Annotated in this window: 15 protein-coding genes and 2 pseudogenes; 14 read left to right on the top strand and 3 right to left on the bottom strand. The window is 50.9% G+C overall.

Annotated features, from left to right (window positions below):
- The first annotated feature begins 58 nt into the window (after positions 1-58).
- From MNU25_RS15865 to MNU25_RS15855, 3 genes are all read left to right on the top strand, one after another.
- Positions 59-709: a bifunctional 2-keto-4-hydroxyglutarate aldolase/2-keto-3-deoxy-6-phosphogluconate aldolase gene (locus MNU25_RS15865; RefSeq protein WP_240985952.1), complete on the top strand. Its 651-nt coding sequence runs from the start codon at positions 59-61 to the stop codon at positions 707-709.
- A gap of 235 nt (positions 710-944) precedes the next feature.
- The gene (locus tag MNU25_RS15860; protein ID WP_240985951.1) at positions 945-2045 is read left to right on the top strand and encodes a sugar kinase; all 1101 of its coding nucleotides are present in this window, start codon (positions 945-947) and stop codon (positions 2043-2045) included.
- A 246-nt stretch (positions 2046-2291) separates the two neighbouring features.
- Complete coding sequence (locus MNU25_RS15855; RefSeq protein ID WP_277350693.1) at positions 2292-3908, top strand: mannitol dehydrogenase family protein; 1617 nt, start codon at positions 2292-2294, stop codon at positions 3906-3908.
- 160 nt (positions 3909-4068) lie between these two features.
- Here the strand turns inward: MNU25_RS15855 and MNU25_RS15850 are convergent, their stop codons facing one another.
- Positions 4069-5322: an IS110 family RNA-guided transposase gene (locus MNU25_RS15850; protein ID WP_240985950.1), complete on the bottom strand. Its 1254-nt coding sequence runs from the start codon at positions 5320-5322 to the stop codon at positions 4069-4071.
- 1527 nt (positions 5323-6849) lie between these two features.
- On the opposite strand from MNU25_RS15850, the gene MNU25_RS15845 reads away from it, so the two are divergent.
- The 7 genes and pseudogenes from MNU25_RS15845 (at position 6850) to xylB (ending at position 13237) form a co-directional block, all read left to right on the top strand.
- Positions 6850-7011, top strand: coding sequence for a hypothetical protein (locus MNU25_RS15845; RefSeq protein ID WP_240985949.1), 162 nt, complete (start codon positions 6850-6852; stop codon positions 7009-7011).
- Between the two features lie 142 nt (positions 7012-7153).
- Positions 7154-7302: pseudogene (araD, locus tag MNU25_RS20640) on the top strand (L-ribulose-5-phosphate 4-epimerase); the annotation flags it as partial.
- A 179-nt stretch (positions 7303-7481) separates the two neighbouring features.
- Positions 7482-8393 (top strand): hypothetical protein, encoded by a 912-nt coding sequence (locus MNU25_RS15840; RefSeq protein WP_240985948.1) that lies wholly within the window; start codon positions 7482-7484, stop codon positions 8391-8393.
- Positions 8394-8620: 227 nt separating this feature from the next.
- A complete protein-coding gene (gene xylA / locus MNU25_RS15835) occupies positions 8621-9940 on the top strand; it encodes a xylose isomerase (protein WP_240985947.1) in 1320 nt (439 codons plus the stop codon).
- A gap of 88 nt (positions 9941-10028) precedes the next feature.
- Positions 10029-11207, top strand: a complete 1179-nt coding sequence (locus MNU25_RS15830) for an ROK family transcriptional regulator (protein ID WP_240985946.1) — start codon at positions 10029-10031, stop codon at positions 11205-11207.
- Between the two features lie 108 nt (positions 11208-11315).
- A pseudogene (locus tag MNU25_RS15825) lies at positions 11316-11522 on the top strand (cobalamin-dependent protein); the annotation flags it as partial.
- A gap of 212 nt (positions 11523-11734) precedes the next feature.
- Positions 11735-13237 carry a xylulokinase gene (gene xylB, locus MNU25_RS15820; RefSeq protein ID WP_240985945.1) on the top strand — a complete coding sequence of 501 codons (1503 nt, stop codon included), beginning with the start codon at positions 11735-11737 and terminating at the stop codon, positions 13235-13237.
- Positions 13238-13742: 505 nt separating this feature from the next.
- Here the strand turns inward: xylB and hepT are convergent.
- Positions 13743-14153 (bottom strand): type VII toxin-antitoxin system HepT family RNase toxin, encoded by a 411-nt coding sequence (hepT, locus tag MNU25_RS15815; protein WP_240985944.1) that lies wholly within the window; start codon positions 14151-14153, stop codon positions 13743-13745.
- A complete protein-coding gene (gene mntA, locus MNU25_RS15810; protein WP_240985943.1) occupies positions 14143-14553 on the bottom strand; it encodes a type VII toxin-antitoxin system MntA family adenylyltransferase antitoxin in 411 nt (136 codons plus the stop codon). The genes hepT and mntA overlap by 11 nt, the downstream gene beginning before the upstream one ends.
- An 840-nt stretch (positions 14554-15393) precedes the next feature.
- Here mntA and MNU25_RS15805 point away from each other — a divergent pair.
- From MNU25_RS15805 to MNU25_RS20150, 4 genes are all read left to right on the top strand, one after another.
- On the top strand, positions 15394-16449 hold the full coding sequence (locus MNU25_RS15805) for a plasmid pRiA4b ORF-3 family protein (protein ID WP_240985942.1): 1056 nt from the start codon (positions 15394-15396) through the stop codon (positions 16447-16449).
- Positions 16450-17488: 1039 nt separating this feature from the next.
- Positions 17489-17941 (top strand): MarR family winged helix-turn-helix transcriptional regulator, encoded by a 453-nt coding sequence (locus MNU25_RS15800; RefSeq protein WP_240985941.1) that lies wholly within the window; start codon positions 17489-17491, stop codon positions 17939-17941.
- Positions 17942-17997: 56 nt separating this feature from the next.
- Entirely contained in the window at positions 17998-18489 is a 492-nt protein-coding gene (locus MNU25_RS20155) for an MFS transporter (RefSeq protein WP_261486694.1), read from the top strand.
- Entirely contained in the window at positions 18476-19114 is a 639-nt protein-coding gene (locus MNU25_RS20150) for an MFS transporter (RefSeq protein WP_261486695.1), read from the top strand. The genes MNU25_RS20155 and MNU25_RS20150 overlap by 14 nt, the downstream gene beginning before the upstream one ends.
- The last annotated feature ends 4 nt before the right edge of the window (positions 19115-19118 follow it).

Raw genomic sequence — 19118 nt, 5'->3', positions numbered from 1 at the left:
AAGATAATCGGTGGATGTGACACGCAACACTATTCGTGAAAGAGAAAGGGCGATTTTCATGGCAATCAAAGAAGAGATTTTCTCACGGATCAAAGAAGGCGGACTTGTTGCCGTAGTGCGGGCAGAGAATACGGAACAGGCTTTTAAGATCGCCGAGGCCTGCATAGCCGGCGGGGTCGTGGGGCTTGAAATCACCTTTACCGTGCCCGGAGCGGCGGAACTAATCAAGGATTTGGTAAAGAAGTATCAATCATCCGGATCCCTGATTATTGGGGCGGGGACCGTGCTGGATCCCGAGACGGCCCGAGCAGCCATCCTAGCCGGTGCGCAGTACATTGTCAGCCCGTGCCTGAATGTGGAAACGGTCAAGCTCTGCAACCGCTACCAGGTCCCCTGTATGCCCGGAGCCATGACGGTCAAGGAAGCAGTCGAGTGTATGGAGGCCGGAGCGGATATCGTGAAGATTTTCCCGGGAGAACTGTTTGGCCCGGCAATTATCAAGGCCATCAAAGGACCTCTGCCGCAGGTTAACATGATGCCGACAGGAGGGGTAAGCCTGGACAATGTGAGTGACTGGATCAAGGCCGGAGCGGTGGCGGTGGGGGTCGGCGGAAGTTTGACGGCGGGTGCCAAGACGGGGGATTATGAATCCATAACGAGCATTGCCAGACAGTTTATGGAGAAGATCAGGGTCGCTCGAGCCAAGTAACCCGCTCAGGTCGAGCAGGGCGTCAGAGCTTCGACGCGGGAGCGGCGTTAGGCCTTTGCCGGCGCTGGTTTTCAGTGACGATGGTCAGTGGCGACCATCGCCGGAAGCGCAGGCTGTCAAAGAATAGCTTAAAGGCCGAGGATGACCATAGCCGAAGCCGGAAAGAGGATAGGACATCGCGGGAATCCGCTTTTTAAGAAAAAGGGGAAAAGCCAATGAGAAGGAGTGGAATGACATGTCCATCATCGATATCAAAGCGAAAGAAAGCTGTCGCTATGATTGTATCTCTCTGGGTGAAGTGATGCTGCGCTTCGATCCGGGAAACGGCAGAATCAAGAATGCCAGGGAGTTCAAGGTCTGGGAAGGCGGCGGAGAATACAACGTGTCCCGGGGCTTAAGAAAATGTTTTGGCCTGAACGTCGGTGTGGCTACCGCGCTGGCGGATAACGAAATCGGCCGGCTGGTCGAGGATTTTATCCTGCAAGGGGGTGTCGACCCCTCTCTGATTCACTGGGTTCCTTACGATGGCATCGGGCGGACAGTTCGTAACGGTCTCAACTTCACGGAAAGAGGGTTCGGCGTGCGGGGAGCTTTGGGCGTATCCGACCGGGGCAATTCCGCCGCTTCCCAACTCAAAAAAGGAGATATCGATTGGGAATATATCTTTGGCCAACTCGGTTCCCGCTGGTTTCACACCGGAGGGATCTTTGCCGCCTTGTCGGATTCCACGCCGGATGTGGTTTTGGAAGCCGTGAAAATCGCTAAGAAATACGGGACGATTGTATCCTACGACCTCAACTACCGGCCATCCCTCTGGAAGAGTATCGGCGGTCAGGCCAGAGCGCAGGAAGTCAACAAGGAACTGGCACGGTATGTCGATGTCATGATCGGGAATGAGGAAGACTTCACAGCCTCCTTGGGTTTTGAAGTGGAAGGCAATGACGCCAACCTCAAGGAGCTTAACCTGGAAGGATATAAAAAGATGATCGACGCGGTGGTTCAAGCCTATCCCAATTTCAAAGTGGTCGCCACGACCCTGCGAACGGTCAGGACAGCCACGATCAATGATTGGAGCGCCATTTGCTGGGCTGACGGCCAACTACACAAGGCCAACGACTATGACCGCCTGGAGATCTTCGACCGGGTCGGCGGCGGGGACAGCTTTGCCTCAGGTCTCATTTACGGCCTCATCACGACCGGGGATCCGCACAAAGCGGTCAATTATGGGGCCGCGCATGGCGCTTTGGCCATGACCACACCCGGAGACACCTCCATGGCCAGTCTCAAGGAAGTGGAGAACCTGATGAAGGGCGGAAGCGCCAGAGTAGAAAGATAAATGGTGTGTGGTAAACGATTTGCCGGCGCTATTATGACTTTTGCGGTCTTGGGCATCGTGATCGGAACGTGAGTTTCCGATAGACACTCACGCTACGAGGCCAGGGCTGAGGAGTACACTTATGGCCGAGTGAGTTAGTACTCAGATGAGAGAAAAGGTAAAAAACATTTGAAGACCTGCTGCTATAGCGGCTGGCGACTTGTTCATGATTAGACGGCAGGATAAGGATGAAAGGACTAAATTAACATGCTGGATTTAAGCAGAGAAGGTATGAAGGATGCCCAGGCCTGGGTGGAAGCGGGCGTAGAACTTCCGGGGTTCGCGCGTGATGAGATGTTGAGAGCCACCAGAGAGAGCCCGATCTGGGTCCATTTCGGAGCGGGAAATATATTCCGGGGATTTATGGCCGCCTTGCAGCAAACGCTTCTGAACGCACAACAAACAAAGAGCGGGATCGTGGCGGTCGAAGGCTTTGACTGGGAAATTGTCGATCGAATCTATCGGCCGTATGACAACCTCAGTCTTCTGGCCATCATGAACAAGGACGGAACTCTGGAGAAGAAGGTGGTCGGAAGCATAAGCGAAGGGCTGGTTGGGGACCCGGGGCGAGCGAATGACTGGGCAAGGTTGGAGGAAATCTTTCGCAAGCCGTCTCTCCAAATGGCGAGTTTCACGATTACGGAAAAAGGCTATAGTCTTAAGCAGATTTCGGGAGAGTATCTGGCTGATGTCGCTCAGGATATGCTGCTGGGTCCGAAACAACCGCAGCACATGATCGGCAAAGTTGCGGCCCTGGCTTACGCCCGCTATCAAAACGGTGCTCTCCCCATAGCGTTTGTCAGCATGGACAACTGTTCTCACAATGGGGAAAAACTCCAGAGCGCAGTGAAGACTATGGTTGACAAATGGATTGAGAACGGTTTGGTGGAAAAGGGATTCCTGGCGTATCTTAACGATCCGTCCAAAGTGACGTTTCCCTGGACGATGATCGACAAGATCACCCCCAGACCCTCGGAAACGATCCGAACCGCTTTGCTCAGCGCAGGTTTTGCCGGTATGGAGATCCTGCGCACAGGCAAGAACACGTTCATTGCTCCTTTTGTCAACGCCGAAGGACCCCAGTATCTGATTATCGAGGATGATTTTCCCAACGGCCGTCCCCCCCTGGAACTGGCCGGTGTCTTCTTCACGGACCGGCTGACCGTGGAGAAGACGGAAAAAATGAAAGTCTGCACCTGCCTGAACCCATTGCATACAGCCCTGGCCGTCTTTGGCTGTTTGTTGGGTTTTGATCTGATTGCCGCGGAAATGAGGGACAGGGATTTAAAGAAACTCGTGGAAGGGATCGGGTATGCGGAAGGTCTGCCTGTGGTTGTCCACCCAGGCCTTCTGGATCCGGGAGATTTTCTGCGCGAGGTCATTGAAGAGCGGTTGCCCAACCCGTACATTCCGGATACGCCTCAGAGAATCGCCACGGACACCTCGCAAAAAGTTGGCATAAGGTTCGGTGAGACTATCAAAGCCTACATTAACGGCGAGGTTCTGGAGCCGGCAAGCTTGACCTACATCCCCCTGGTGATTGCCGGGTGGTGCCGTTATTTGTTGGGAGTGGATGATAGGGGCCGGGATATGACTTTAAGCCCTGATCCTTTGCTGGAGCCCTTGCGATCCTTCCTTTCCGGCGTGCACCTGGGTGAACCGGAATCTGTCGGGGAATGCTTGAGGCCAATCCTAACGAACGAGGGGATCTTCGGCCTCAATCTCTATGAGGCCGGTCTGGGCGAGAAGATCGAAGGGTATTTCAGGGAAATGGTGTCCGGGGAAAACGCGGTGCGGAGAACGTTAGAGAAATATTTGGCTTGAAAGCGCGGGGTTCAAAGGATTCTTCGCCGTTGAGCGCGTACATGGAAAGAGAGGTTACAAGTTTGAAACAAAGAGGTAGTGGCTAGGGAGTAAAAAGCGTACAGCAAACAAACCATTCACATTTTGTGGATGGCAAAAAATAACATTGGGAGTTTTAGGATTAAACGATTACGGGAGATTCGTCTGTTATTGTGTAACCTCTTTTCCTGAGAAGTTCCAGAGCCTGCGCCTTTGTAAGAACCTTAGATTCATTGACAGGGCGGTGCTCCAGAAAGCCTTCGGGGGTATATGGCTCCAGCTTATTCAAGATATTCCAGATAGCGGTCAAGAGCATCTTGCAGACAGCGATGATAGCCTTTTTGTGACGCCGGCGGGTCTTGATTCTGTGATACTTCTCTTTGAATTCAGGGTGTTTCTTAGACTTGAGAAGTGCATTTGCAACCTGAACAAGAAGAGGTTTCAAATAACAGCCGGCACGAGATATACGGGTGGATTTTACTTTTCCTCCACTTTGATCATTGCGTGGACAGCATCCAGCCCAGGAAACAAGATTCTTAGATGACGGAAACACGGACATGTCCGGACCAATCTCAGAGAGAATGGTAATGGCAGTCATCGGATTGGAATTGAGCCCGGGAATGGTACGAAGTAAATCTAGAATGGCTGAAAAAGGTTGTACAAGTAAAAGTATTTCCTGCTCGATTTCCCTTTTGTGGTTTTCAAGTTCATCAATGTGTGCGAGACATTGACGCAGCTTGACAGCCTGCTCGGGAGAAATCGCACCATCAACGGCATCCTGGATCTCTTCGATAGGGGTTTTGCAGCGTCCATTGACAAAGGGAGCGACATCAAAGGGTTCACCGGGATGGTCAAGTATGTAGGTAGTGATAGATCTGGCAGACTTTCCAAAGACATCACTGAAGACATCATCAAGCTTTAAGTTGGAAACAGTCAGGCAGTTCTGGGCACGGTTCTTCTCGCCAGTCAGCATATTTGTGATCTTGAAGCGGTAACGCATCAGGTCACGGAGATGCCTGATTACAGGAGAAGGGATAAAGCTGGGTTTGATCATATCGCACATAAAGAGGTCACAGATCCATTTGGCATCTTTGCGATCCGTTTTGTTTCCTTTTTGAGGTTTTGTGTACTTGGGATGTGCCAGGGTAACAAAACAGGTTTTTTCAAGGATGTTGAATACGGGAATCCAAAACTTGCCGGCAGATTCCATACAAACTTCGATACAGGAGAATTTCGCAAGCCAATCAGCCAACTCTCTAAGGCCCTTGGAAAAGGAAGAGAAGCGAGCTTGCTTATACTCAGTACGGCCATTTGTATCAGTAATACCGATGCAGGCATAGATCCAGGTTTTGTGGACATCAAGTCCACAGCAGTTTTTACGAAAGATTTTGAACAAAAGAAGTACCTCCAGCAAAAATACTTGTAGGGATGGCAGGGACTGGTCATCCGGCGAAATCGAGTCAACTTCGGAAGAGATAAGTTTACGGGCTACTGTTTTGCGCCATTCATTGATGCCTTAACGGATGACCGACACCATATACACATACGGGGTTGCCGCTATACAGCCCCGCCACTCACCTCCTCGGGTTCTGTAGTATACCAGCGACCTACAAGAGGAGGATAGCACAAAAAGAGTGAAAGGATGATGGGTTTTTGTTTCATAACCCCATCGGTGCCTTTCGCAGAAAGGCGGATTTATACACATGTAAACGCCTTGTTGCTTGCGACTTGCTAAGTTCAAGAAATAGTTGCCTCGATAAAGCAATAAATTACCGAGTCGTGCTTGTGTGGTCACCAGATGATGCCCCTTCTACCCGCGTTGGGCGAACTGGGGTGCATATTTCGGATATCTACGGATACCCAATTTCCGTTGGTATTCCGTGAGACCTTATCGAAAGATAATTGCCGTTGGGAGCATTGAGGTGGGCCATGGGGTACGGAATCGTTTGGGGGTGCTTAGCAAAAAGCCGGGGGAAGCGCCATTTTCAAGGAGGGGATTATTTGAGGAGGGGCCATTTTACGGGAGGGGCCATCGCAGAAGCAATTTCAGGATGAGGGGCTTGGATAATGCCGAAGAAAGGCGGTAACGGCGATGCCGACAAAATAGGGTGGCGGTGACAATCCATCTAAGCAACTACGCGGAGCAGCTGGCGGTATCAATTCTCTGTCTGAGAGGAGGGCTATAATCAGACACAGTGCATGAAGCCGAACTCGGTGGGGTACGAAACCAGCAAATCATTGCTGCAGCAGCCAGGCAAGGAAAGGTTCGAGCACTGCTTGATCTGCGCATAGAGAGGGGGAAGGTGTTCCCGGTGTGGTCCGGCCGGCAACTAGTTACGAAAAAGAGGGGGTGGGCAAGGATGCTAGGTATTTCCGTGCAAGCGCCGGCGTCACAGGACGGTCAAAAAGGGCCTAGGCCCGAACAGTAGATCTGGTTTTAAATACCCGGGTTTACCTAGAAAATGAGAGCTTTTGCGGAGCACCTGGTGACAACGTCGTCTAACATTCCATGGGTGAGTCTTTCCCTACCGGAAGGTTAAATGGGGAAATAAGAGGGCTGCGATATTGAAAAAAGGACTGAGTGGCACAAGAAAGGTTTTTCCCAAGCAGCAAAGATGGGAATTAGAACACATTACAAGGTGGGGATATGAGGTGTTCGCTAGAATAGTGCGGAGGTTCTTCAGAGAGGTCTATAAGGCTAAAAAGTACGGACGCAAAACAAAGACTGGTAAGATTATATATAGACATGGTGGCGGAAGATCAAGAGGAAGGCATCGGAAGACATTCTTGTAAAAGAAGGCAAGGTCCAATGCGTCGCCTTGAGTTCCCGGTGTCTTGGTTCGAGCTATAAGCGTGAATGCTCAGCAACAGCGAAGTGGTAAATATCACAACTTTGAGATATAATAATCTTGGGGTGATTGGCGTGATTGTTGCGAGGGAGCATGTCAAGGCCCTTGTCGATCGGTTGAGCGATGAACAGGTTAAGGCCTTATGGATTTTCTTGAACGCCATGGTCTGGCCGGAGGTTGAGATTTCCTCGGTGGAAATTATAGCCATCAGGCCACGTGAGCACGCGTCTGATTAGTTAGGTAAGAGATAGGCTGGCACGGACTAGAGGCCGGTAAGCGAGAGGACGATAAACAGGACAAATGTGTCCAGATCGTTCTCTTTTGCTTTTAATTGCGTAGATTTTCCCTAGCGGGAGTTTACGGTTTATCAAAAGCAATGCGGTTTACAATGCGGTTGTGCTAGAGAAAGCGGCAGAAATGGCTTTTAAAACATCCAACTGAATCCGGAAGTTTGTCTGATGAGTCAAATATTGTTGGACAAACATTTTTTGAGGAAACATGGTGTGACTGCCTATTACGGACAATAGAGAAGGGGCTGGCATAGCGGCGTTCGTTAGAAAAAAGTTTGGCAATGGACTTTATAAACCCTATTGAAAAACGTCCGTCCCTGGATTATAATCTGGCTAATGGCAAAATAGTAAGACAGTGATTGCTCTCACTGGGGCTTTCCGGAGAGTCGGATCAAGAGAAGAAGGAGTGGTTGCTTATGGCGGGGATTTCCGCCGCAGAGACAGAAGACCCGACGTACGGAGCCGCGATTCGCCTGACAAATGGGGAGGTTGAACTCCTGATACCGCGCAATTTCGGTCCGAGAATTATGTCTTACGGGTTTTGTGGCGGCATTAACATGCTCTGCGCTCAGGCTCATCTTGAACGAAAAGTGGGTGACGGGGTCTGGAGAGCGGTCGGCGGACATCGTTTCTGGCATAGTCCGGAGGTGTTTCCGCGCACATACATGCCGGACAATGACCCTATGGAAATATTCCAGACCCGCAATGGTTTGCGCATTATTCAAAAAGAAGAACAATGGACGCAAGTTCAAAAAGCGGTAGAACTGTCACTGGCACCGAGCGGGGGACGGGTTGAGATTATCCATAAGATCAAAAACGGAAATGCCTGGGACATTTCTTTGGCCTTGTGGGGAATCACAATGATGGCTCCGGGAGGGGAAGAGTGGATTCCACAACCCGATACGGACACAGGGTACCTCAGCAATCGCCATATTTCTTTATGGCCATATACGCGGATGGATGACCCGAGGCTGGACTGGGGAAGCCGCTATATCCGGTTAAAACAGGAACCCGGCATCAAAACTCCCTGTAAATTAGGACTCAATAACGCAGCGGGCTGGGCCTCCTATTTCAACCACGGGAACATGTTCATAAAGGGATTTGTCGAGGCTGAAAATGTAACCTACCCGGATGGAGGATGTTCGTACGAAACTTACGTGAATGAATTCATGCTGGAAATGGAATCTCTTTCGCCGCTGGTGGTGGTGAAGGCGGGGGAAAGTGCATATCATCAGGAATTCTGGGATCTCGTGCCGGGTGTGAGCGCTCCCGGCAGTGAGGAGGAAATGGATCAAATACGCACAACTCAGATTGAGAGGCGTTGCTAAAAATGCGATTTTCGGGCCGGCTCCCCATGCCGGGCGGGTGCGGTATAAGCAGAGGCTTAAAAAGAGCGAGCGGAGTAGGGCTGCTCGTTGAGGCCGAAGTGCCGGTAATTTTTGAGGGGCTTTCGGGGCGGAAATGCGGGTGCTTCGTAAGTTGGGAATTTGGGATTCGGCTTGATCATCGAAAGGCAGAAGAAAGCGAAGACTCAGAATAGGGAAGGGGATTAGGGATGCAGGAAGTGTTTAAGGGAATACCGATGATTTCTTATGAAGGTCGTGAGTCGCAGAATCCTTTGGCTTTTAAGCACTACAATCCTGAGGAAATGATCGGGGACAAATCCATGCGGGAGCATCTGCGCTTCTCGGTGGCCGTTTGGCATACGTTTACAGGCAAAGGGATTGATCCCTTTGGCAGCGCGACGGTCGCGCGCGCCTGGGACAAATACCCGCAAGCCATGGACCAAGCTAAGGCCCGAATGGAGGCTGCTTTTGAATTCTTTGCCAAGCTGGGTGTGCCGTATTTTTGTTTTCACGATCGGGACATAGCCCCGGAGGGAGGGTCCCTGGCCGAAACCAATAAAAATCTGCTGGCAATAACAGACTATATTAAAGAGCTCATGCAGGGCGGGAAGGTCAAGTTGTTATGGGGTACCGCCAACCTATTTGCGCATCCGCGCTTTGTGCACGGAGCCGCCACCTCGCCCAACGCCGATGTTTTTGCTTACGCTGCCGCCCAAGTCAAGAAAGCCATGGAGGTGACTCTGGGCTTAGGCGGAGAAAACTACGTATTTTGGGGCGGACGTGAAGGGTATGAAACCTTATTGAATACTGACATGGAGTTGGAGGTAGATAACTTAGCCCGTTTTTTCCGCATGGCGGTGGATTACGCCAAGGAGATTGGTTTTTCGGGCCAGCTTCTCATCGAACCCAAACCCAAGGAGCCCACAAAACATCAGTATGATTTTGATGTCGCCTCGGTCTTGGCCTTCTTGCGAAAATACGGATTGGATAAGGATTTTAAGGTTAATATCGAAGCCAATCACGCAACTCTGGCCGGGCACACTTTTCAGCATGAGCTGCATTATGCCCGGATCAACGGAGTGCTGGGCAGTGTGGACGCCAACCAAGGTGACGAACTCCTTGGATGGGATACGGATCAGTTTCCGACCAATCTTTACTCCACAACTCTGGCTATGTATGAAATTCTGAAAAACGGCGGCTTGCACAAAGGAGGCTTGAATTTTGACGCCAAAGCCCGGCGGGGTTCCTTTACCGACAGGGACCTGTTTGAAGCCCATATCGCGGGAATGGATGCTTTTGCCATAGGTTTAAAAGCGGCCTATAAACTCTTGAAGTCCGGGGTTTTAGAGAAGATGGTCGAAGCCAGATACTCAAGCTACAGACAAGGCATAGGACAGAAGATTCGCGCAGGGAATGCTGACTTCAGGGATTTGGAAGAATACGCCCTGACTCAGGGAGACATCAGGAACGAATCCGGGCAGCAGGAAACGTTGGAATCGATTTTGAATCAGTATATCCTACAGGCGTGAGATATGGCCTGCGAGCAGAAGGTGAATCTTGCAGGTAGGGGTGTGTTCTACAGGCAGGAGGTGTACCGTTAGAACGGAGGCGGTTTGGGTGTTATGGCCGGATAATATTGTCCAAGAGACCATTAAAGATGCCAACGGCAAACGTATCCTCAACCTTCTATATAAAGAGAGGCAGTTAACGAAACAGGAGATTGCACGGAGCCTGGGACTAAGTATTCCGACCGTAATCAGCAACGTAAACGACCTGATGGCGGAAGGTTTGGTCGAAGAGGCCGGGGTCGCAGACTCGACGGGCGGACGCAAGCCCGTGATCATTCGTTTTAAAGCGGATGCGCGTCATGCCTTCGGAGTGGATATTTCCCCCAGCGAGGGTAGGGTTATCCTCACGGATCTGGACTGCCGGATTCTCGAGAAGGATAGTTTTCCCATCCGAGAACTGCGTAAATATGAGCATATTGCCGATCAGGTCTGCCGGATCATCGAGGAGATGATCGACCGGTGCTCCCTAAAGCGCAAGGAAATTCTCGGGGTGGGATTCTCCCTGCCGGGAACCGTGAACGAGGAGAGCCTGGTGCTTCAGAACGCGCCCAACCTGGGTATTGCCAATATCAGTTTGCGTGAATTCGCCGACAGGCTTAACCTACCCGTCTATATAGAGAATGAGGCCAATGCCGCCGCTTATGCGGAATCCGCCCTCGGAGTGGTTAAAGAGATGAACAACCTGGTTTATGTCTCCATCACCAAAGGGATCGGCACCGGGATCGTGATCAAAGACCATCTATATAAAGGAAAAAACAAACGGGCGGGTGAGTTCGGGCACATGACGGTCGTGGCGCACGGCAAAGCCTGCAACTGCGGGCGGGAAGGGTGCTGGGAAGTCTACGCTTCCGAGAGAGGACTCCTGGACGATTACCGGGCAGGCGGAGGGCCGGCAGTGACGGGTATAGACGAGGTGTTCGCGCGGGTGCGGGAAGGCGAACCGGCCGCCCGGGAGGCCTTGGATACGTACCTTGAGTATTTGGCTATAGGTATTCAAAATATTATCCTGATGCTCGACCCGGATTATGTGGTCTTAGGGGGAGGGCTGACCAAGTATAAGGATGTTTTCTTCGAAGAACTGACCCGTAAAGTTTTTGTGCCTAACAACTTCTTTACGGGAGGGGACACAAAGATCCTTTTGTCCAAGCTGGGGGAGGACGCCTCTATTCTCGGGGCCGCCTTGCTGCCGATGCAGACGTTATTCTTTCTCGAGGAGAAGGTGATCTAGCCGCAAAGGGCGATCGAATCATTTGAAATCCGGGTTGTTTTATGACCATGTACGGATTGCTGGGCCAAGAGGAGCGAAATGGCGGGAATGAATGTTGTGGGAGTACCCCAACTGGTGGGGCTTTCGGCCCTTTTGACCACGACGATGGTGAATATGAAGGCAACGATTGAAGCCCTTCGGCCTCACCGGGAGCGGGTGAAGATCATGATCGGGGGAGCGCCTGTCACCCAGAAGTTTGCCGACGAGATTGGGGCGGATGCCTACGCGGCCGATGCGGCTACGGCGGTGGACCGTGCTAAGGCCCTCTTGGCTTAAGTCCACCCGCAGGTAATAGCTGAGACCCGGCTGGGTCGGTGCGGCATATTAGGGATAAGGCAAGGATTACGGTGGTCCGGTTCGAAATACCTTTACAGGTCGGTGCGGGTATGATACGGATAGGGCGGCGTACAGAGTTGGCGCCCTGACGCGGGAGTTAAGGGGCGAAAAGTTAACATTCGAGTTATTTTGGTGGGGAGAAGTAGTGGGATATGATTAATCTTGCGGGAATCGACATCGGAACCTCCGGTACCAAGGTCGTTTTGATTGATGATACCGGTCGCATCCTGGCCTCGGCTTACAAGGAATATCCCATGGCCCAGCCGCGGCCCGGTTGGGCCGAGCAGGATCCTGAACTGTGGTGGCAGGCGGCAGCGGCCGGAATGCGGGAGGTCTTGACGAAGAGCGGGTTAAGCGGCCAAGAAGTTCAGGCTGTCGGACTTTCCGGTCAAATGCACGGGGCGGTGCTGCTGGATAAGGATTACGAACTTCTCCGTCCCGCTATTCTTTGGTGTGACCAGAGGACGGGGGCGGAGTGCGAATGGATGAACGAAGAGCTGGGAACGGAGAAGCTTTTCGCCTGGAGCGGGAATCCGGCTTTGCCGGGTTTCACGGCGCCGAAACTGCTTTGGTTACGTCGGCATGAGCCGGAGATCTATGCGCGCATAAAACACGTGCTTCTGCCGAAGGACTATGTTCGTTGGCGCCTGACCGGAGAACTTGCGACCGAAGTATCGGACGCCTCCGGCACCCTCCTGCTGGACGTAACGAAACGGCGCTGGTCAGAGGAGATGCTGGCCGCGCTGGCCATACCGCGAGCCTGGCTTCCTCCGGTGTATGAATCGACGGAAATCAGCGGTTGGGTGACTCCGGTCGCCTCTTCGCTCACCGGGCTTAAGCCGGGTACGGCGGTCGTCGGCGGCGGAGGGGACCAAGCGGCGGGGGCAGTGGGGGCGGGAATTGTGGAAAGCGGTCTGCTCTCGGTGGCTCTCGGAACTTCAGGGGTGGTTTTTGCCGCTGCGGATGAGGCGCAGATTCTGCCGGGAAGCGGTCTGCACTCTTTCTGTCATGCGCTGCCGGGGAAATGGCATCTCATGGGGGTCATGCTGGCGGCCGGGGCTTCTTTGCAATGGCTGCGCCAGACGTTGGCGTGCAAAACGTCCTACGACTCCTTGACCGCTTTGGCGGCCGGCGTCAAAGCGGGTTCGGAAGGCTTATTGTATTTGCCCTACCTTTTAGGGGAACGCACACCTTATCCCGATCCGGCGGCCCGCGGGGGGTTTATCGGGTTGACCATGCGTCATGGTCAGGGCCATTTGGTGCGGGCCGTCCTGGAAGGCGTGACATATGGCTTACGCGATTCCTTGGAATTGATTAAGGAAGCGGGCGTTCCCGCCGCAGAGATCAGGGTTTCCGGAGGCGGCGCGCGCAGTGCGCTTTGGCGGCAGATTGTGGCAGATATCTTTCAGGCGCCGGTGACGGTAGTGAATAGCACCGAAGGCCCGGCCTTCGGTGCGGCGCTTTTGGCGGGAACCGGAATAGGGGTCTACGCCTCGGTGGCAGAAGCCTGCGGCAAAACGGTCAGGGTGGAAAGCCGTCAGGAACCGGATCTTTCCGCCGGCGAAACCTACGAGAAAGGCTATGCCCTTTACAGGTCGCTTTATCCGCTTTTGCGAGAGACGATGCATGGCTTAGCAACTGAATTTGAAAACTGAAGGGAGCCATATTTTTATAAAAAACACGTGGGTTTTGGCACATGCCGCAACCCGCGTGTTTCATGTTTAGAGGTACAGTCCCCCCGATGACGCGTCCACGCCTAACTGCAGGCCCTTGTTCCGGAGAAAGAATGCTCCTGCCGTAGAAACGACTCCTAAGCAGAACTGCAAGCTTTAAGAAACATTAAAGCTCAGGGCTATGAAGTTTACTTTCAGACCGTTCCAGGGGACACGCGTTATACCTGGGAAAAGGTTGTAAAAGTTTAGGGACACATATGGCAGGCGGCAGCCGTCGCCCTATTCAGTTATTTAGGGTTGATAGCCACTCCTTGGCTAGGCGGAGAGTTTGGCCGGGATCCTTCCTTTGTCGGTGCCCTTGACATCCAGCAGGCCCTGCTCGCAGGGCCTGCGGAGAAGACGTTCTGGCGGATCTCTTTGCGGCGCTCACCCGGGAGAGAGCATCCTTACGGCAGGAGTACGGGCGTCTTTTTGTGGGGCCGGGTCCTTAGCCCAGTTTGGTCAGAACGATGCGGCCAAAGTCCCGCAAATCTTGTAGATTGTGCTCAATCACGCCTTGCACAATGGCCAAGTCTACTACTTGGTAATTATGCACAGCAATATTACGGAAGCCAACCATTCCCTTGAGGCGTTGGGCTGCTGCCGCATCAATTATCCCGTGACCCACAAGCATATCGAAAGCATCTCGGCTGTTTTGTGGAATGCCGAGGCCCTTCAAAGCCACAATATGCATAGCTAAGTCAATACTCGCCTCACAAGCTCGCTGAATGTTCAAGATGATCGAGTCTTGCTTGGTATAATTCCGAAGATTTTCCTGATTTTCTTGGTACTCCTCATGGATTCTCAGCAAACATCGCTCGATAATAGCTATCTTATTGTAGACTACATCATCCGCCATATATACACCCCCTCGTTTGGATCGCCTCCATTATTTCCGCCCGTTCCTCATTCAAAAGAGCATAGTCCTTGAAAGTCCTTATCTGAAAATCCCTGAACAACCCTGGATTGCGGGAATAAACGACTTCGCCTTTGCCAACGATTTGAGCTTTAAGGACTGTAGACGCCCGGCTTAAGTCTATAAGATCCACGTCGCGACCGACGAATTCTGCTAATGTTTGAGCCGCTATAAACAGTTGATATTCCTCGATCAACTTTTCGCTCAAGAAAGCAAGGTCAATATCACTATCAACACGAAAAGCTGCGGCAGTACCGGAGCCGAAAACGATGATTAAACTCACGTCCAATGTTTTAAGTAAGTGTCGCTTAATAACATCAATGGTCTGCCCGTCTAGATGCACGGATAGCTCACCCCCCCCTCCCGAATGGGTTACCACTTTTAACCATTATAACATGCCTTTGAATAGTCAGTAAATGTGTGAGATGAATTATGCTGATAGAATGCTCTGGCGATGAGGGGCGGGTCATCGTGTATTAGGGGTTCCGTAATTGTCATCTTTATATTCGGTGACTTCCCCGACAGCTTAGCTTTCCGTTGCCACGGCCGGACGAACACCATCTTCGTTCTTCCTTGACCGGTATTTTGTGGATGGTATAATGGGATAAAGGGCGGTGTAGAACTGAGGCAAGAGGAGAGGCCAAAGGAGAGGCCAAAGCTCTTTGTCAGTACCTCGACGCCCGCTTTGGCACAGAGGCGCAAGCTCTTCAAGAGACAGTACGTGCGTTGATAGATGTGGACACACTTAGGAGGATTACGAATTGCATTTTTGCATCCGTACTCTTGATGAGGCGGCACAGGTTATTCGAGCAAGCTTGATTTTATGATGGACCAAGAAAAAGCATATCTTCAGGTCCTGTTTGCACAATGCACAGAGGCCACGAGCTGTCAATGCGTCGACCCGTCTTAGCCTGCGTCGTATCAGTAACAATTACAATACAGACTCATTCGCAGACGGGATGCCGAAAGGTGTCCCGTCTGGCATGATAAAGGAAAAAGTATCGCTGTTGAGGAAAAGGAAACAGCGAACCGAGCTACATAAGTGGGAGTTGCTGCCTCCATCAAATCGGAGCGGAGAACACGTTTTATCGAAGGGCTTCAATCGTTTCTGGCAGGATAAAGTGGATATTGGACCTGAAATGGCAATGAATTGTCTATAGATTGATCTAAGGAGTGATGTGATATGGCCTATCAGCTTAAAGTGGTGCTCCGCAACATTGAACCGACGATTTGGCGCAGGCTCAGAATCCCTGGAAACATCACGTTTGCGCAGATGCACCGCGTTATTCAGGAAGCGTTTGGCTGGCTTGACTATCATCTTTATCACTTTGACTTTGGGGAAGTGATAGTTGTTGCGGAGGATGGAGAGTTTCCGGCGGAGGAGATGTATGGCCCTTCTGTGCAAGCCCTGCCTTCGGGTCAAACCTTGATAGACGATCTATTTAGCCGTTGCGATCGCTGTGTCTACGAGTATGATTTTGGCGATTCTTGGGAGCATGAAATTTTGATTGAGAAGCGTTTAAAAGAAAGTAGAAAGTATGCGGTGCCGGCTTGTCTGGACGGGGCTCGGCAAAGGCCACCTGAAGATGTGGGTGGGGCCGCGGGTTATGAGCGCTTTCTAACAACCATTAGGGATAGCCACAATCCGGAACGGGAAGAACTCTTGCTTTGGGCGGAGAAGGATACCGGTGGGCGACTCTATGATCCGGAGTATTTCTCTGTCCGTGAGGTGAACCGCCGGCTTGAGCATGCTTTACTGGATGGCCGTGAGCAGAGTCTCAAACTTTTCTTGGGTAAAAATGGGCTTACAGGCCCTTTGCGTATGGGTTGGTCTGAGCCGTATGTTGAGATGGGGGGGCAGGCGTACTCCTGGGAGCGCATCGGGAAACTATTGAGCTGGCTGGATGAAGGGTATGGAATCACTATCAAGGCAACTAAACCCCAGACTCGGGCCAATGGACAGCGAAGTCAGAAAAATTCGCGAGATCAGGCCAAGGTTGGGCAGAATGCTCGGGAGGAAACCTCAGATGAGAAAACGAAGCGAAGAGATCCCATGGATTTGTGGCTAACCATTCCCGAAGATAAGAGAGAGTTACTGCTCGCTAATTGTTTTTGCCACCGCTGCCACAAAATAGTGCGGATGGTGGAGTATACTGTGCAGAAAGACGCATTCGGCTTGGGGCTGTTGGGAAAATGCAGTGATTGTGGCGGAGTGGTTGGCCGATTTGTCGAGCTGTAAAGTTGCTTGGGTGTTATCTCATGCCGGACTATCTTGTCGAGTTCGCGAATCCGCATTGCCCCTCATGATAGGGTTGCACCAGGTATTGTGACAATGCCCAATGGATTATTGACACTGGATTCCCAGAATAACCCTGTTGGTTAACAAACCAGCGAGGAAGGTAGTAACAAAAAAATTATAAGCTAGCTTTATAAAAGGGCCTGAAAAAACCCACATTAACAACAATTAACAGGGCGGTCGCCCCCGCCAGCAAGCTGCAGATGGCCGACTGGATCCCAAGCTGGGAGCGTCCAAGGAAGATCGGGAGTCCTTCTCCTGGGACAGGATGGAGCCCGAACAAAAGAAGATGCTGGAGGTGCTCAATGTAAATCAATACGCATTAAGAGGGTAATACACTTTTGAAGCCGGGAGGTCTTGCAGCGCAAGGATCACAGGGATTCTATAAGCGCTAATTCGGAAACTGGCGCGAGTCCAGGATAAGGTGACCGGCAACAACTCACCTATCGCTACGTTATTCACAAGTGCCTGAAGCCTTGATGCCATAGGGGTTTGAGGCACTTTCCGTGTCTACGGACTGTCGAAAGCGAGGGAATAACCCGTGGGGTTCAAAATTTTGGTTTTCTGGTCAATACGAAGCCAGCCGTCTCAGGAAAGCGTTGAAGGATATTATGGAGGCGGTGGAGACAGAAATTTTTTTGCCATATATCTTTACATTAAAGATATATCCTGATAAAATACGGTCAGAGGAGGTATCTAAAACATGTTATCTTCACATCACCCTAAAAAAAGGGAGTAATGTCTTTACAATGATTAGTTTACAGGCTCAACGTCCTACTTGTTGGTGCTTGAACGAACTTCCGGCGACTTATTGCTATACGAGATAGCGGCAAACCGCTTCACCACTCACCTCCGCGTGCTCTGTAGTATACCGTCCCACGGAGTACATTTTTACAGGCATGGACGGCAAATTAAATCTACGGCGATTGGCCCACGTTTCATTCCTTGTTGGTGCCTTTCGCAGAAAGGAATGGTCTTTGCTATGACAAAATCTACAACACCCAACCCATGCGTCAGTCAATTGGAAGTTGTCATGCCTGAATTTGCCCGTTTAATGCTTCGTTTTATGGAAATCGGTCCTACGGAACACGGCGCTTTAACCGTAGCCCAAGCTTACCTGCTGCGGCAAATTCAACTTAAAGGCTCTTGTACAGCCTCTGAAATTGGAGGTATTATGGGTATCACATCCGGTCCTGTAACCACTATCACGGGGCGCTTGATTGAGCAGAAGCTAATTGTCCGTCATCAGAATGTAATAGATCACCGAATTGCAGAATTCTCCCTCACGACCGCAGGCGAACTGGTTCTTCAGGAAGCTATGGATCGCCAGAGACGCAAATTTTCGGGATTGTTTGAGCAACTAGGCTCGGAAAAGTGCCAAGCCCTTTTTGATTTAATGACAGAAATTCAAACTGTAATTCTCCATGGGGAATAAAAGTTTTTTTTGAAACTTTATCTTTACTATAAAGATAAAGTCAAAGGGTGATGAGCTTGCTGTTTGAAGAAAAGATTGGTATCAAACTTCTCACTGTGGTCACGATCGTGCTCGGGGTTTTCATGGCCATGTTAGACTCAAGTGTTGTGAATGTAGCGATTCCCAAGATGATGGCAGTCTTTGCGACAACGCAAAACCGGATAGTTTGGGTAGTCACAGTGTATTTGTTGACAGTTGGCATGTTAACGCCTGCCAGCGGATATGTGGGAGATCGATTTGGCTATAGTAAAGTTTATACGTTCGCTCTTACCCTATTTACTCTGGGATCCGCTTTATGTGGAATGGCCTGGAATGTGCAGTCCATGATCACCTTTCGGGTGATACAAGGCATTGGTGGGGCGATGTTAATGCCGATCAGTATGGCTATGCTTTTTAGTCTCTCTAAGCCAGAAAAAAGAGGATCCATCATGGGCATCTGGGGAATCGCCATGATTCTTTGCGCCTGCTTTTGGGCCAACTTTAAGTGGATATTTTGTGGAATACCTTAATTGGCGTTTGGTATTTTACATAAATGTCCCAGTGGGGATCATCAATATTTTTATGTCTAAAATGTTTTTACCAACTTTTAAAGAAAAAGTAACGGATAAATTTGACTTACCCGGTTTTGTGACATCGGTGACTGGTTTCTTTTGCCTACTCTATGCTCTGTCAGATGCCCCCAACAGTGGGTGGACATCCCTAGAAATCGTCGTACTCTTTACTGCCTCAGGAATCCTACTTTCACTCTTTGTTGTGCTTGAGCTCACTTCAGCAAACCCGATGCTCGATTTGCGGATTTTTAAGATTTATGTATTTCTTATTTCCGCTATTGCTACCAGCCTAATCAGTATGGCAATGTTAGCCACACTGTTCGTGTTACCGGTCTTTTTGCAGAATGGCCTTGGGTTAACCCCTTTGCAGGCCGGACTAATCACGATGCCAGGGGCGGTAGTTACAGGGATCCTAATGCCGGTCAGTGGAGAACTGTTCGATCGGATTGGAATAAAACCGATTGCGCTCGTGGGCATGAGTATGATGCTTATCGCATCGGTGTTGTTCACTGGTCTTAATCTAGAGTGGTCTTTTTTCAGCATTATGGTTGTGTACATGATCCGGCAGCTGGGCAGGGATTAACAAA

Origin of the sequence: Acididesulfobacillus acetoxydans (assembly GCF_902729405.1) — a bacterium.
Taxonomy (GTDB): domain Bacteria; phylum Bacillota; class Desulfitobacteriia; order Desulfitobacteriales; family Desulfitobacteriaceae; genus Acididesulfobacillus; species Acididesulfobacillus acetoxydans.
The sequence above is the reverse complement of the archived record's forward strand: the minus strand, read 5'-3'. Positions and strand labels throughout refer to the sequence as shown.